This window comes from Haloprofundus marisrubri (assembly GCF_001469955.1).
Classification (GTDB): Archaea; Halobacteriota; Halobacteria; order Halobacteriales; family Haloferacaceae; genus Haloprofundus; species Haloprofundus marisrubri.
Genome location: NZ_LOPU01000029.1, coordinates 747,821 through 760,223 on the forward strand (window position 1 = coordinate 747,821; position 12,403 = coordinate 760,223).

The window sequence follows — 12,403 nt, forward strand, 5'->3', positions numbered from 1 at the left end:
CGGCCGTCGGCGCCCCTACGACTCTATCTTCTCGACGATTCGTCTCGCTTCGTCGCGCGCATGCTCCTCGCCGGCCTGTTTCTTGATGAGCACGCTTTCGACTTCCCACTCGTCGCTTCCCTCTCGCTTTCCGGTTCGCACCTCGCTGTTCCCCGACACCGACTGCGCGACGTCTGCGGCCCAGTCTGGCGTCCGAATATCGTCGAACCCGTCGGGGTCGCGAAAGCGGACGTGGTAGTAGTCGTCTCCGCTCTCGACGGTCTGGATGTCGGGTACGTCGGGCATCGTCGTCGGTACCACGGGTATCGTCTAAAGCGACGCCCTGAATCGACGCGGTGCCGATGTGGTGCTGAGGTGGTACCTGCGGCGTACTGACACGCTGCACCAGTCGCTCAGAGTTCGGCGGTGAAAAACACAAAAACGTCGACGAGCGCGTTCGGCGCTCAGTCGGCGATGATTCGACGCTTGCCGGCCGTCTCGCCGAGTTCGAGCACGTCGTCGAAGAAGCCGAGCGAGTCGTTCGGACCGGGGTTCGCCTCGGGGTGGTACTGACGCGTGATGACGTTCAGTTCCTCGCTCGCCAGTCCTTCTGCGGTGTCGTCGTTGACGTTGACCTGCGTCACGTCGAGATTTCCGGGGTCGGCGACGGTGTAGCCGTGGTTCTGCGTCGTCATCACGACTTGGCCGCTTTCGAGGTCACGGACGGGTTGGTTGACGCCGCGGTGACCGAACGCCATCTTCTCGGTGTCGCCGCCGACCGCACGAGCGACGATTTGCTGGCCGAGACAGATGCCCGCGACAGCGACGTTGTCGTCCTCGACGAACGCTTCGACGAGCGACTGGGCGTTTCCGAAGTTCGCCGGGTCGCCCGGGCCGTTCGAGATGAACAGCACGTCCGGGTCGATGTCGGCGACAGTCTCCTCGGAAGCGTCGTACGGCAGCACGTGGACGTCCGCGCCGCGTTCGCGCAGCGAGGAGACGATGGAGCCTTTTGCTCCGCAGTCGATGAGCGCGACGGTCGGGCCGTCACCCTCGTAGTGGCGCGCTTCGGGGACGGTGACCTGCGACCCGATGTCGGTGTGGTCGCTCATTCCCTCGCATTTCTCCAGTTCCTCGCGGGCGTCTTCGGGCGTCACGTCGTCGCCAACGGCGATACCGCATTTCATCGCCCCTTCCTCGCGGACCGTCGTGACGAGGTCACGCGTGTCGAGGTGGTCGATGGCGGGTACTCCCTCGGCGGACAGCCACTTTGCGACGTCGTCGGTGAACTCCCGGGCGAGCGCCGCGCGCGGGTGAACGCGAGAGCTCTCGAATCGCTCTCGCCGGACGCCGTAGTTTCCGATGAGGGGGTACGAGAAGGTGAGCACCTGTTCCTCGTAGGAGGGGTCGGTGAGGCTCTCTTCGTATCCTGTGTAGGCGGTCGTGAACACCAGTTCTCCGCGGGCGCGTCCTGGTGCACGTCCACGTCCTTTCACGACGCGTCCGTCAGCCAGCGCGATGTAGGCGTCCGACATTACGAGAAACACATGGATTGCGGGGTAATAAGTGCTTCTTTCGAAGCGAGACTACGAATTTCGTAATCGGTATAAGTCCACCAACACACGTCGGTGTATGGACGACTTGGACCGCCGCATCCTGAACGTCCTCAGACGGGACGCACGGACGCCGTACACGGAAATTGCCGAACGCGTCGGCACCTCCGAGGGGACGATTCGGAACCGCGTCGAGCGGATGACCACCGAAGGAGTCATCGAACGGTTCACCGTCTCCACCCGGACTGGGAACATCAAGGCGATGGTCGAAATCTCGGTTGAGATGAACGTCAACACGAGCGAGGTATCCGAACAACTCGCCGACTGGGAGACGGTAGACTTCGTCTGGCAGGTCTCCGGCGAGGAGGACATCGTCCTCATCGTCGACGCCGCCGACACGCGCGCGGTGAACGAACTCATCACGCGCGCCCGGGAGATGGAGGACATAAAGAGCACGAAGACGCGCCTCATCCTCGACGAACGTCTCGGACAGGGGTGAACACCCCCCAACGTTTTCGCACTCGCTGACGTATTTCAGCGCGAACAGTATGCCGTCCCCAGAGAACCTTCGCTCGGATACGTCGACGACTAGGAACCGAACTGACGGCCGACGCGTCCGTGCGGATGGAGGTCACCCGACCCACAGCGACCGGATGCTCATCCTCCATCCCGAGAGCGGCAACGGCGACCACGACCACGAGGTCCGCCGACTCGCCACCGAACACGGCTTCTCCATCCGCGAGACCGACGACGCGGGCGACGCGATTCGCTTCGCCGCCGACGCCGTTGACGACGGGGCGGAGTTCGTCGCGGCCGCCGGTGGTGACGGCACGCTCAACGAAGTCATCGAAGGAATCCGCCGCGCCGACGGTTTCGAGCAGGTCACGTTCGGCGTCGTCCCCTGCGGGACGGGCAACAACTTCGCCGAGAACGTCGGCATCGAGAGCATCGAACACGCGTTCGAGGTGTTCGAGTCGGGCGGCAGACGCCGCATCGACCTCGGCGTCGTCCACTGGGGGACTGACGAACCATCGTGGGCACGCGACCCGAGCGAGGAAGACCCCAGTGCCGGCGGTACGCGAGCCTTTCTCAACTCCTGTGTAGGCGGGTTCACCGCCGAGGCCAGCGACGAGACGTCCTCGGACCTCAAAGAGCGACTCGGCGTCGCCGCCTACGTACTCAGCACGCTCCGCGTGATGACTGATTTCGACGGGATACGGATGCACATAGACACGCACGGCCGAGAACAACAGTGGTCCGGCGACGCGGTCTCGGTGCTCATCGGCAACGGCCGTCGCTTCCCCGTCGAAGGTCGGACGCAGGCCGACATGGAGGATGGGCGCTTGGACGTGACCATCGTCGAAGAGCGGCCGACTATCGACTTGGTCGGACAGGCGGCCGCCTCCCGGCTGTTCGGCCGCGACACCGAACACATCAACCGATTGAAAACCCCGGCGCTCCAGTTGGATGTGCTCTCGGGCGAGACGCTTCGCTTCAGTCTCGACGGCGAGATGATAGAGACGGCGTCGCTGACGGTCGAAACACTCGAAGGCGTCGTCGAACTGCCCGTCGGCGATGCGTACGAACCCGACCCCGACGACGACTGAAGCAGACGGTCGAAGCGTGAGGCGAACAGTCGACAACGAAGAAAACGGACGACGGGTCCGAGAAACGACCGACGACTGAGCGCTCAGTCGTCGCTTTTCTGACCCTGTGCAGTCGGTTCGGGGTCGAGCCACTGTTTTCGGGCGTGGATACGCGTGTACGCCTCGTCGAGCAACTCGTCGAGCGGACTCAGTTTGACGACGGGTTCGACGCGACCCTCGCGGATTGCGGCGGCGACCGACTCAGCCGAGAGGTCTGGAGCGTCGATTTCGGTGTACGCCCGTCCGATTTCGAACGGGTAGTGTGCGTCGCTACCGCCGACCAGCGGAAGGCCGAGTTCTTCGGCGAGTCGTCGCGTCCGTGCGATGTGTTCGGTGTTCTTCCCGTTGAGTTCGACGGCGTCGAACGCCGCCCCCGAGTTACGCGCGGAACTGTTTCGGAACGGATGGGCGAGAATCGTCGCACAGCCACGCTCGTGGGCGAGGTCGACCAGTTCGCCCGGCGTAAGCGCGTTTGGTTCGGTCCGTCTCGGAGGGTTCGGCCCCACGACGAGGACGTGCCCTTCTGTCGTCGTCACTTCGTTGCCGGGAATCGTCGGAAAGTCGCCCTCCGCGGAGTACGCGTAGTCGTGGTTCGTCACGGCGAACCCGTCGAGTCCTCGGAGTTTGGCGAAGACGCCGTTGAGTTTGAGACCGATTGGGTCGTATCGGGTCGGGCGTCCGCGCCACCCGTGGAAAAACCGACTGTGTGAGTGCAGGTCGACGGAGAACACACTGTATAACGTCGCTACACACTCTTTGTTCTTCCCCCCGCACACGCCAGTCTCCGGTGCCCGCGGGCGTGTGTGGCCGAATGTAGGTGTCGCCGAGTCGACGGTTCGACGGTTCGACAAGTCGATGGGTCGAGGAGTCGACGAGAACGAACTCACCCCCGCCACGACAGGCGTCGTTCCCCAGTTTGCCCGGCGGCCGCATCGAAGAGTCCTTGACCCCCGTCGCAGATGAAACACGTATGAGTACGAATTCGAGCGGTACGGGGTCGGAAGCGACCACCGCCGAAGACGAGGTTCACAAGAACGCCCGTCAGAACGTCGTCGCCGTCGACGAGAACGACGAGAAGCAAGAGGTCGTCAACCGCCTCACCGCCCACACCGGCGACGGCATCCGCCACCGGGCGTTCACCGCACTCGTCTTCGACCACCAAGGCCGAATCCTCCTCGGCCAGCGTTCGCCCACCAAGCGCCTCTGGGACACCCACTGGGACGGCACCGTCGCCTCCCACCCCGAGGACGGTCAGAGTCAGGAGGAAGCGACCCGTCAGCGCCTCGAAGACGAACTCGGCGTCACGCCCGACCAGTACTCGGACCTCCGCGTGACGGACAAGTTCGAGTACAAGCGCTACTACCCGTCTGTCTCCGGTGCCGACGGCGTCGAGTGGGAGGTCTGCTCGGTGCTGAAACTGACGCTCGACGACGTGAGCCTCGACCCCGACGAGGACGAAATCGCCGGCCTGCTCTGGGTCGACTACGAACATCTCCACCAACACCCCGACTGGTACCGCCAACTGCGTCTCTGCCCGTGGTTCGAGATTGCGATGCGCCGCGATTTGGACTGAACCTCGATGCCGTCGTCACACCTCTCTCTGTCGACGGCGGCTGCCGACTCGATTTTCTCGCACGCCCGTGACGGCGCGAGTGGCGACACTCCGAGAGAGGTCTGCGGCGTGTTGGTCGGCGACCGAGGCGACGAGAACACACCCGACACCGTGACCGGCGTCCGCCGAGTGCCGAACGTCGCTGCGGACCCACGAACACGCTACGAACTCGACCCAGAAACGACGCTCGAAGCTATCGAGTCGGCCGAAAACGCGGGGCGCGACGTGGTCGGCTTCTACCACTCCCATCCCGAGAGTCCGGCGCGGCCGAGCGAAACTGATAGAAAAGAAGCGACGTGGAAGGGGTACGTCTACCTCATCGTCTCGCCTCGAAACGACGAGATACGGGCGTGGCGTTGGAGCGGCGAGCGCTTCGAGACGCTCGGCGTAGAGACTGAGTGATGGTCGATAAATCGACCATATTAGTTTCAAAAATATAATAAACAGCGTCCCGAGAGTCACGACCGGTCCGTTCGAGATGCGCTTCACCTCCAGAGAGTTGGCGAAAGCGGTGGCAGCAATCCTCCCGTGTTGGATGATTATCGGTGCATTTGCGAGTGTACTGATGGTGTCTTCGATTGGCTTAGCAGTACTGGCTGTTGCGTATCCAGCAAGTGTACTGGCTACGCCTCTACTGATGCTCTACAAGGACATCTCGTTGCGCAAGTTCACGCTCTTCTCGGTAGTCGTGTTCTGTCTGATGATTTTCGTCCGCGTCCTCGTACTCCAAATTCTCTCGTCGCCGCTGCTCGCCGACCCACTCTGGGGTACCTCAAAGACCCTACTGTCGTTCGTTGTGGTGGTACTCGTCCAGCACTCACTCATCGCCCTGTCCTGTGCGTTGGTGCTCGCCGGTGCGTACGTAGCTACGTTCCGCTTGCTTCCCCGGGTGCAAAGCGCAATCTGACCACTGAATGACGCAGTTGCCGACTGACGAATCCCGCCCGAATCCTCGATTTGTCCGCACGAACGATGTCGCCTTCTGACTCAGCGGCGACATACACCACTGTCACGCCGAAGAAGTCCGACCAGACCCGGCAAGAATTCAAAAACCCCTAACCACCCGCACGACCAACCGCCAGTAGATGACTCCCGACCCCGAGTTGTACGACTCGCTGGACGGACAGGTAGCGCTCGTTACCGGCGCGAACCGCGGTATCGGCCGGGAAATCGCCGCCGAACTGACGAACCTCGGCGCGACGGTGTACGCCGGTGTGCGGAGCGCCAGCCACGAGATTCCAGACGACCAGCGCCGCGTCCTCCTCGACGTGACCCAAGAGGGCGACGTCCACGAGGCGATGGCGACCATCGACGACGACGAAGGCCAACTGGATATCCTCGTCAACAACGCGGGCGTCATCGGCCCGAGCGAGTCGCTCTCGGCGTCGCGGACACCCGAACTCGACCGGACGCTGGCGACGAATCTCCGCGGGCCGATGCTCGTCACGAAGTACGCGCTGCCGGCGCTCACGGCCGAACCGGGTGGCCGTGTCGTCAATCTCTCGTCGGGGATGGGTGCACTCGGTGAAGCGCAGTCCGGCGGGTCGGCGGCCTACCGAATCTCGAAAACGGGCCTCAACGGGTTGACCGCGTATCTCCACGGCGAGTACGGAAACGATGGGTTGCTTGCCAACTCGGTCTGTCCCGGGTGGGTCCGGACGGAGATGGGTGGTGAGGACGCGAGCAGGCCGGTCGAAAAGGGAGCCGAGACGCCCGTGTGGCTCTGTCGGTTCCGACCCGAAAGTCCCGCCGGGAAGTTCTGGCGCGACAAGCAGGTCATCGACTGGTAACGGGCGGTATCGAAAACGGGACCGGCGATTCCAGTTACTCGGCGAGGAACTCTTTCAGCAACTGACTCACGCGGACGGGGTGCTCGTGTTGGACCCAGTGGGTCGCGTCGTCGAGCATCACCAGTCGGCCGTGTTCGCACATATCGACGCTCTCGCGAGCCATCGACTTTTTGAGGAACTGGTCTTTCGCCCCCCAGATGACGAGCGTCGGCGGTTTGACGTGGCCGTTTTCGGGGTTTGGACGCGAGCGGGCGACGGCTCGATACCAGTTCACCATGCCCGTGAACGCGCCGGGTTGCCCCCACGCCTGCCGGTAGCGTTCGAAGTCGGACCGCGAGAACGTCCCCGGTTCGCTCGACTGGCGCATCGTCCGAACGAGCAGTCGGAAGTCGCCGGCCTTCGACAACCGTTCGGGCACCTGCGGTACTTGGAAGAAACCCATATACCAACTGCGAAGCTTCTGGCTGACGCTGCGCTTGAGCGTCCGACGGAACACCGTTGGATGCGGGACGTTGATGATGCCGAGGTGGTCGACTCTGTCGGGGTAGTGAAGTGCGACCCACCACGCGACGGCCGCGCCCCAGTCGTGGCCGACGACGGCGGCAGTGTCGCGTCCGAGTGCGTCGAGGAGACCGACCACGTCGGCGGCGAGTTCGTCGATGTCGTACGCCGAGAGGTCGTCGGGTTTGTCGCTGAGGTTGTAGCCGCGCTGGTCGGGGACGACCACTCGGAACCCCGCGTTTGCGAGCGGCCGAATCTGGTCGTGCCAGCCGTACCAGAACTCCGGAAAGCCGTGGAGCAACACGACGAGTGGGCCGTCTTCGGGGCCGGCCTGAACCGTGTGCAATCGAATCCCGTTCGTCTCGACGTACGTCGACTCGCCGGGAACGTCGGTGACCGGTGCGGTCTCTGTGTCGGTGTCGCTGGCCATCGTCACTCCATCGGGACGATGTCGTCGGTCAGCCAGCAGCCGTCGTGCTCGCCGCCGCGTTGACGCGACAGTCGGAACTCGTAGCGGACTTCTTCGCCGTCGGGTGTGACGACGACGACTTCCTGTCTGGCGGTGTCGCCGCTGACTTCGACAGGCGTCGTCGCCGCCCGGTCGTAGTCCAAAAGCGGTCGGTACACGTCGCTTCGGGCCGCTCGGGTGAAGCGTTCGAGCGACCCGGAGGCACGTCGGCGCTTCGCGGACGCGAACGCGTACGTCGTCTCGATACCGCTGCCGAGATACGGGTTGTCGTTGCGTTCGAGGCTCTCCAGTTGGAGTTCAACGACCTCCGCAGGCGAACGCTCCGGGGTCGGTCGCGGAAGCCCGTGGCGTCGATACTGCTCGTTCATGAACTACGTACGGCGTACGTCTCCAAATAGCTGCTTGCCGCGAGACTACTTCTCACCGCGCGTCGCGGCCGTCATCGACCACACCGCGGTCAAGCCGAGGATGAGCGCCGGAACCAACGGCAGCGCGAGCATCGCGGCGAAAAACGAGAGGCCGAGTTCGCCGGGTGCGCCGGGGACGAGGTAGATGACCCCGGGAACGACGAGAAACGAGAGAACGACGGCGGCGACGAGCGCCCACCCGCGGTCGCCGAATCCCGAGGGTTCGGGTTCCGTGCGGGGTTCGCCGTCGGGGCGATGAACGTACCCACCGTCGGACGCAGTCCGACCTGCTCGTGACTCCTCCGAGCCACGACTTCCCTCGGTTTCTTTCTCCGCGGACGAATCCTCGCTACTCGTACTCACTGTCGGGTATTACGACTACCTTGCCAAAGCCCTCACGGTTTTCTATCATCTCGTGGGCGCGTTCGGCCTCGCTCATGGGCAGCGTCTCGCGGATACGCGGTTCGAAGGTGCCGTCCCAGACGAGTTCGAGCACGTCGTCGACCTGCCCGGGCGTCGCCATCGTCGACCCGATAACCGACAACTGGTTCCAGAAGATGCGGTTCAGCCCTGCGCCGGGGTTGCCGCCGGTGGTCGCTCCGCAGGTGACGACGCGGCCGCCTTTGGCGAGACTCTTCAGCGAGTCGGAGTACGTCGCCTCACCGATGTGGTCGACGACCATATCGACACCGCGCTTGCCGGTCAACTCGCGGATTTCGGCGGCAAAATCGTCCTCCTCGTAGTTGATGACGTGGTCTGCGCCGCACTCTTTCGCATAGTCGAGTTTCTCCTCGGTTGAGGCGGTGGCGTACACTTCCGCGCCCGCGTAGTCGGCGATTTGAACCGCCGCGTGGCCGACACCGCCCGACGCGCCGAGGACGAGCACCTTCTCGCCGGCCTCCAACTCGCCACGGTCGATGAGCATCCGCCACGCCGTCTGGAAGACGAGCGACGCCGACCCGGCGACCTCCCAGTCGACGTGGTCGGGAACCAAAACGAGATTCTCCTCGGGGACGACGGCTTGCTCGGCGTGGACGCCACGGACGTGTTCGCCGATGATGTGGAAGCGAACGCAGCGCGCTCTGTCACCGTCACGGCAGAACTCACACTGACCGCAGGAGACGCCCGCGCTGACGGCGACGTGGTCACCCTCCTCGAACCGAGTGACTTTCTCGCCGACGGCTTCGACGACACCCGCCGCGTCACTCCCCGGAATGTGCGGCATCTCCAAGTCGATGCCGGGCATCCCTTTCCGCGTCCAGATGTCGAGGTGGTTCAACGCGCCCGCCTTGACGTCGACAAGCACCTCGTCGGGTTCCGGGTCGGGGTCCGAGAACTCGCCGTACTCGATTACGTCGCGGTCGCCGTGCTCCGAGAACTGGACGGCCTTCATACTGCGATGCAGAACCCGGCAGGTCAAAACTGTGTGTTTCGTCAAACAACTTGCCTATAGTTCGTCATCTGTCGAACCCATCGACAGCTCCTTCCCCGGCCTTCGCGTCGCCTGCGCGTCGCCCGGAGTTTTGGTGCCCCCGGACGAATCACGGGACATGAGCGAAGACGCACACGGTCACGACGACTCCCACGACTCGGACGACGCCGACGAGGACCGACTTGGCTTCAGGTCCAATGCCGGCGACCATCACGACCACCACCATCACGACGACGACGACCATCACGACCACCACCATCACGACGACGACGACCATCACGACCACCACCATCACGACGTCGAGACGCTCGGATACGCCGTCGTCACCGTCTCCTCGTCTCGGTCGCTCGACGACGACCCCGCGGGCGACGCCATCTCGGCGGCGTTCGAGGCGGAGGGGCACGAACTCGCCACGCGCGAACTCGTCGCCGACGAGTACGACGGCGTGCAGGGGGCGGTCAACCGTCTGGTCTCCCGCGACGACACCGACGTCGTCGTCACCACGGGCGGCACGGGGGTGACGCCCGACGACGTGACCGTAGAGGCCGTCGAACCGATTCTGGAGAAGGAACTACCCGGCTTCGGCGAACTGTTTCGGACGCTCTCGTACGACGAAATCGGGACCCGCGTCGTCGGCACCCGCACTACCGCGGGTGTTACGGACGGCGTTCCCGTGTTCTGCCTGCCCGGCAGCGAGAACGCCGCGCGTCTCGGCGCGGAGGATATCATCGTCCCCGAAGCGGGCCACCTCGCCGGGTTGTCGCGGCGCGACGACAAGAACGGAAACGGCGAAGACGACGAGGAGTGAGCGCCGTTACTCGGTGTTCGACGACGGTTCGGTCGACTCGTCCTCACGCGCCGGGTCGTGCGTTTCGAACCACTCGGTGAGTTCGTGAAGGCGATGGGTCGCGCGCTCGGGGTCACCGATGTTGTGGTGCTCGTCGGGGTAGACGACGAGTTTCGCGTCGACGCCGCGGTGACGGACGCTCACGTACAACTGTTCGGCCTGTGAGGGCGGACAGCGCCAGTCCTCGCCACCGGCGGTGACGAGAAGCGGCGTGTCGATTCGGTCCACGTCGTCGATGCTCGAAATCGCCCGATACTCCTCGGGTTTCTCCCACGGCAGGCCGATGTCGTGGACGTACCACTGGTGTAAGTCGGCGGTGCCGAACAGCGAGTAGAAGTCGTAGATGCCGTGTTCGGGCGCGGCCGCCGCGAACATGTCGGTGCGAGTAACGACGTAGGCGGTGTTGATGCCACCCTGCGAGAATCCGGAGATGAACAGACGGTCGGCGTCGGCCCACCCGCGTTCGACGAGTTCTTGCACGCCCGAGACGATGTCGTCGGCCTCGCGCGGCCCCCACTCGCCGCGGATGGATTCGCTGAACGCGCGGCCGTAGGAGGTCGACCCCCGGTAGTTGACGTTGAAAACGACGTATCCCTTCCCGGTCCAGTAGCTGTAATCGAAGCTGAATCCGGGCGCGTCGTAGGCGGTGGGACCGCCGTGGATGTGCGCGATGACCGGATACGACTCCGCATCGGGGTCGAACTCCTCGGGAAGGTACGCCAGTCCCTCGACCTCGGTTCCGTCGCCGTTCTCGTAGTGAACGCGTTCACAGGTCGGCAGTGCGGCGTCCGACAGCAGGTCGTCGTTCAGCCGGGTCAGACGAACGGGGTCGCTCTCGTCCGGATTCGCGGTGTCGAGCGTGTACAAGTCAGCCCCGTCGCTCGGGTGGCTCAGGCAGACGACGGCACAGTCCCCACCGACGGCGAACTGCGTAATCGTCCGGTCGGTCCCCTGATTTTCGAACACGCGCTCGGGGTCGTCTTGCTCCGCGCTGAGACGGACCAGTCGTGTCAGCGCATCGTCGCCGATGGGCGCGAGCAGTTGGTCGTTGCTCACCCATGCGGGCGCGCCGCCCCGCGAACGGGTGCGGTCCAGCGACGCGGAGACCGACCGTGGCTCAGCGCCCGCCACGTCGTCGACGACGTACACCTCGGTCGGATGGTAGGTGTTCGTCGGGTTCGCGCCGTCGAAGGCGACTCGCTCGCCCGTCGAATCCCAACAGAGGTTCGAGACGCCGAGGTCGCTGTCGGTGAGTTGTCGGAGGTCCCCACCATCTGTCGAGACGGTGTAGAGGTCCTGCTCGAACGTGTGGTCGGGGTTCTCGCCGCGGTACGACCGGAAGGCGATTCGGTCGCCTGCACCCCACGAGGGATGCAGCCCGCCGGTGCTCATCGCACCGCGCGTGTAGGCGTCGTCGAGTCGTTCGGATTCTCTGCTCTCGATGTCGACGACGAACAGGTAGCTGCGGATGTCGTCCAAAAATCCCATGCCGTCGCGCTTGTGTTGGAGGCGCGTGATTTCGACCGGTCCACCGTCGCGACGACTGTCGAGGTACTCCTGCTGTTCCTCTGTGGGGTCGCGCGCGGCGACGACCATCCGCTCGCCGTCGGGCGAGAAGTCGAACTCTCGAACGCCTTCGTCGAACTCGGTCACCTGACGGGCGTCGCCGCCGAGCGAGAGGTCGAACAGCCAGACTTGCGACTTCGGTTCGTCGTCGCTGCCGTCGTTTTGCGACCCATCGTCGTTCTCGCTGCTCTCGTCATCCTCGTCGTCGTTCCGACCGACGTCGAGCGCCACGTCTCGCTTACGACTCGCCAGAAACGCGAGTGTCTCTCCGTTCGGCCCCCACTTCGCCGACCCGGCGTCGGAGGCACGGGTGAGTCGGTGCGGTTTGCGACTCCCGTCGGTCGGCGCGACGAAAATCGAGGTTCGGGTCTCGTCGGCGTCGGGGTCGCTCTCGGCGACGACGAACGCGACGCGCTCGCCGGTCGGCGAGACGGCGACGCCGCGGATTCGTCGGAGGTCGTAGAAATCGTCGAGTTCGAGCGGGTCTGCCATGCCTCCACCTCTCAACCGGACCACATGTCGGTTCTGGTCGCGGAACGGGTCGCCGGGTCAGTCCCTCGATTCGACAGCAAGCATTGTTTCGTCGCGGCGATTTAAGCCG

15 protein-coding genes are annotated in these 12,403 nt (G+C 64.3%); 7 read left to right on the forward strand and 8 right to left on the reverse strand.

Annotated elements, in window-relative coordinates; translation table 11 throughout:
• Positions 1-15: 15 nt before the first annotated feature.
• Both AUR64_RS14255 and carA read right to left on the reverse strand, forming a co-directional pair.
• The gene (locus tag AUR64_RS14255) at positions 16-285 is read right to left on the reverse strand and encodes a hypothetical protein (protein ID WP_058582728.1); all 270 of its coding nucleotides are present in this window, start codon (positions 283-285) and stop codon (positions 16-18) included.
• A 158-nt stretch (positions 286-443) separates the two neighbouring features.
• Positions 444-1,514, reverse strand: coding sequence for a glutamine-hydrolyzing carbamoyl-phosphate synthase small subunit (gene carA / locus AUR64_RS14260; RefSeq protein WP_058582602.1), 1,071 nt, complete (start codon positions 1,512-1,514; stop codon positions 444-446).
• Between the two features lie 97 nt (positions 1,515-1,611).
• Here carA and AUR64_RS14265 point away from each other — a divergent pair, with 97 nt between their 5' ends.
• Positions 1,612-2,031 carry an Lrp/AsnC family transcriptional regulator gene (locus tag AUR64_RS14265; protein ID WP_058582603.1) on the forward strand — a complete coding sequence of 140 codons (420 nt, stop codon included), beginning with the start codon at positions 1,612-1,614 and terminating at the stop codon, positions 2,029-2,031.
• 49 nt (positions 2,032-2,080) lie between these two features.
• Positions 2,081-3,139 carry a diacylglycerol/lipid kinase family protein gene (locus AUR64_RS14270; protein WP_058582604.1) on the forward strand — a complete coding sequence of 353 codons (1,059 nt, stop codon included), beginning with the start codon at positions 2,081-2,083 and terminating at the stop codon, positions 3,137-3,139.
• A gap of 83 nt (positions 3,140-3,222) precedes the next feature.
• Here AUR64_RS14270 and AUR64_RS14275 read toward each other — a convergent pair whose 3' ends face one another.
• Entirely contained in the window at positions 3,223-3,909 is a 687-nt protein-coding gene (locus tag AUR64_RS14275; RefSeq protein ID WP_058582605.1) for a PHP domain-containing protein, read from the reverse strand.
• A gap of 239 nt (positions 3,910-4,148) precedes the next feature.
• Between AUR64_RS14275 and AUR64_RS14280 the strand changes: the two genes are divergently transcribed.
• From AUR64_RS14280 to AUR64_RS14295, 4 genes are all read left to right on the forward strand, one after another.
• Positions 4,149-4,751 carry an NUDIX hydrolase gene (locus AUR64_RS14280; protein WP_058582729.1) on the forward strand — a complete coding sequence of 201 codons (603 nt, stop codon included), beginning with the start codon at positions 4,149-4,151 and terminating at the stop codon, positions 4,749-4,751.
• Between the two features lie 6 nt (positions 4,752-4,757).
• A complete protein-coding gene (locus AUR64_RS14285; protein WP_058582606.1) occupies positions 4,758-5,192 on the forward strand; it encodes a desampylase in 435 nt (144 codons plus the stop codon).
• Positions 5,193-5,268: 76 nt separating this feature from the next.
• The gene (locus tag AUR64_RS20575; protein WP_155120617.1) at positions 5,269-5,697 is read left to right on the forward strand and encodes a hypothetical protein; all 429 of its coding nucleotides are present in this window, start codon (positions 5,269-5,271) and stop codon (positions 5,695-5,697) included.
• A gap of 178 nt (positions 5,698-5,875) precedes the next feature.
• Positions 5,876-6,580, forward strand: a complete 705-nt coding sequence (locus AUR64_RS14295; protein ID WP_058582608.1) for an SDR family NAD(P)-dependent oxidoreductase — start codon at positions 5,876-5,878, stop codon at positions 6,578-6,580.
• A gap of 34 nt (positions 6,581-6,614) precedes the next feature.
• On the opposite strand, the gene AUR64_RS14300 is transcribed toward AUR64_RS14295, so the two are convergent.
• The 4 genes from AUR64_RS14300 to AUR64_RS14315 are packed head-to-tail and all read right to left on the reverse strand — an operon-like array spanning position 6,615 to position 9,350.
• A complete protein-coding gene (locus AUR64_RS14300) occupies positions 6,615-7,511 on the reverse strand; it encodes an alpha/beta fold hydrolase (protein ID WP_058582609.1) in 897 nt (298 codons plus the stop codon).
• Between the two features lie 2 nt (positions 7,512-7,513).
• Positions 7,514-7,918, reverse strand: coding sequence for a DUF4864 domain-containing protein (locus AUR64_RS14305; RefSeq protein WP_058582610.1), 405 nt, complete (start codon positions 7,916-7,918; stop codon positions 7,514-7,516).
• A 45-nt stretch (positions 7,919-7,963) separates the two neighbouring features.
• A complete protein-coding gene (locus AUR64_RS14310) occupies positions 7,964-8,320 on the reverse strand; it encodes a hypothetical protein (protein ID WP_058582611.1) in 357 nt (118 codons plus the stop codon).
• Complete coding sequence (locus AUR64_RS14315) at positions 8,307-9,350, reverse strand: zinc-binding dehydrogenase (RefSeq protein WP_058582612.1); 1,044 nt, start codon at positions 9,348-9,350, stop codon at positions 8,307-8,309. The genes AUR64_RS14310 and AUR64_RS14315 overlap by 14 nt, the downstream gene beginning before the upstream one ends.
• A 157-nt stretch (positions 9,351-9,507) precedes the next feature.
• Between AUR64_RS14315 and AUR64_RS14320 the strand changes: the two genes are divergently transcribed.
• Positions 9,508-10,197, forward strand: a complete 690-nt coding sequence (locus AUR64_RS14320) for a MogA/MoaB family molybdenum cofactor biosynthesis protein (protein ID WP_082230795.1) — start codon at positions 9,508-9,510, stop codon at positions 10,195-10,197.
• Between the two features lie 6 nt (positions 10,198-10,203).
• Here AUR64_RS14320 and AUR64_RS14325 read toward each other — a convergent pair whose 3' ends face one another.
• A complete protein-coding gene (locus tag AUR64_RS14325; RefSeq protein WP_058582614.1) occupies positions 10,204-12,294 on the reverse strand; it encodes a S9 family peptidase in 2,091 nt (696 codons plus the stop codon).
• Positions 12,295-12,403: the final 109 nt, after the last annotated feature.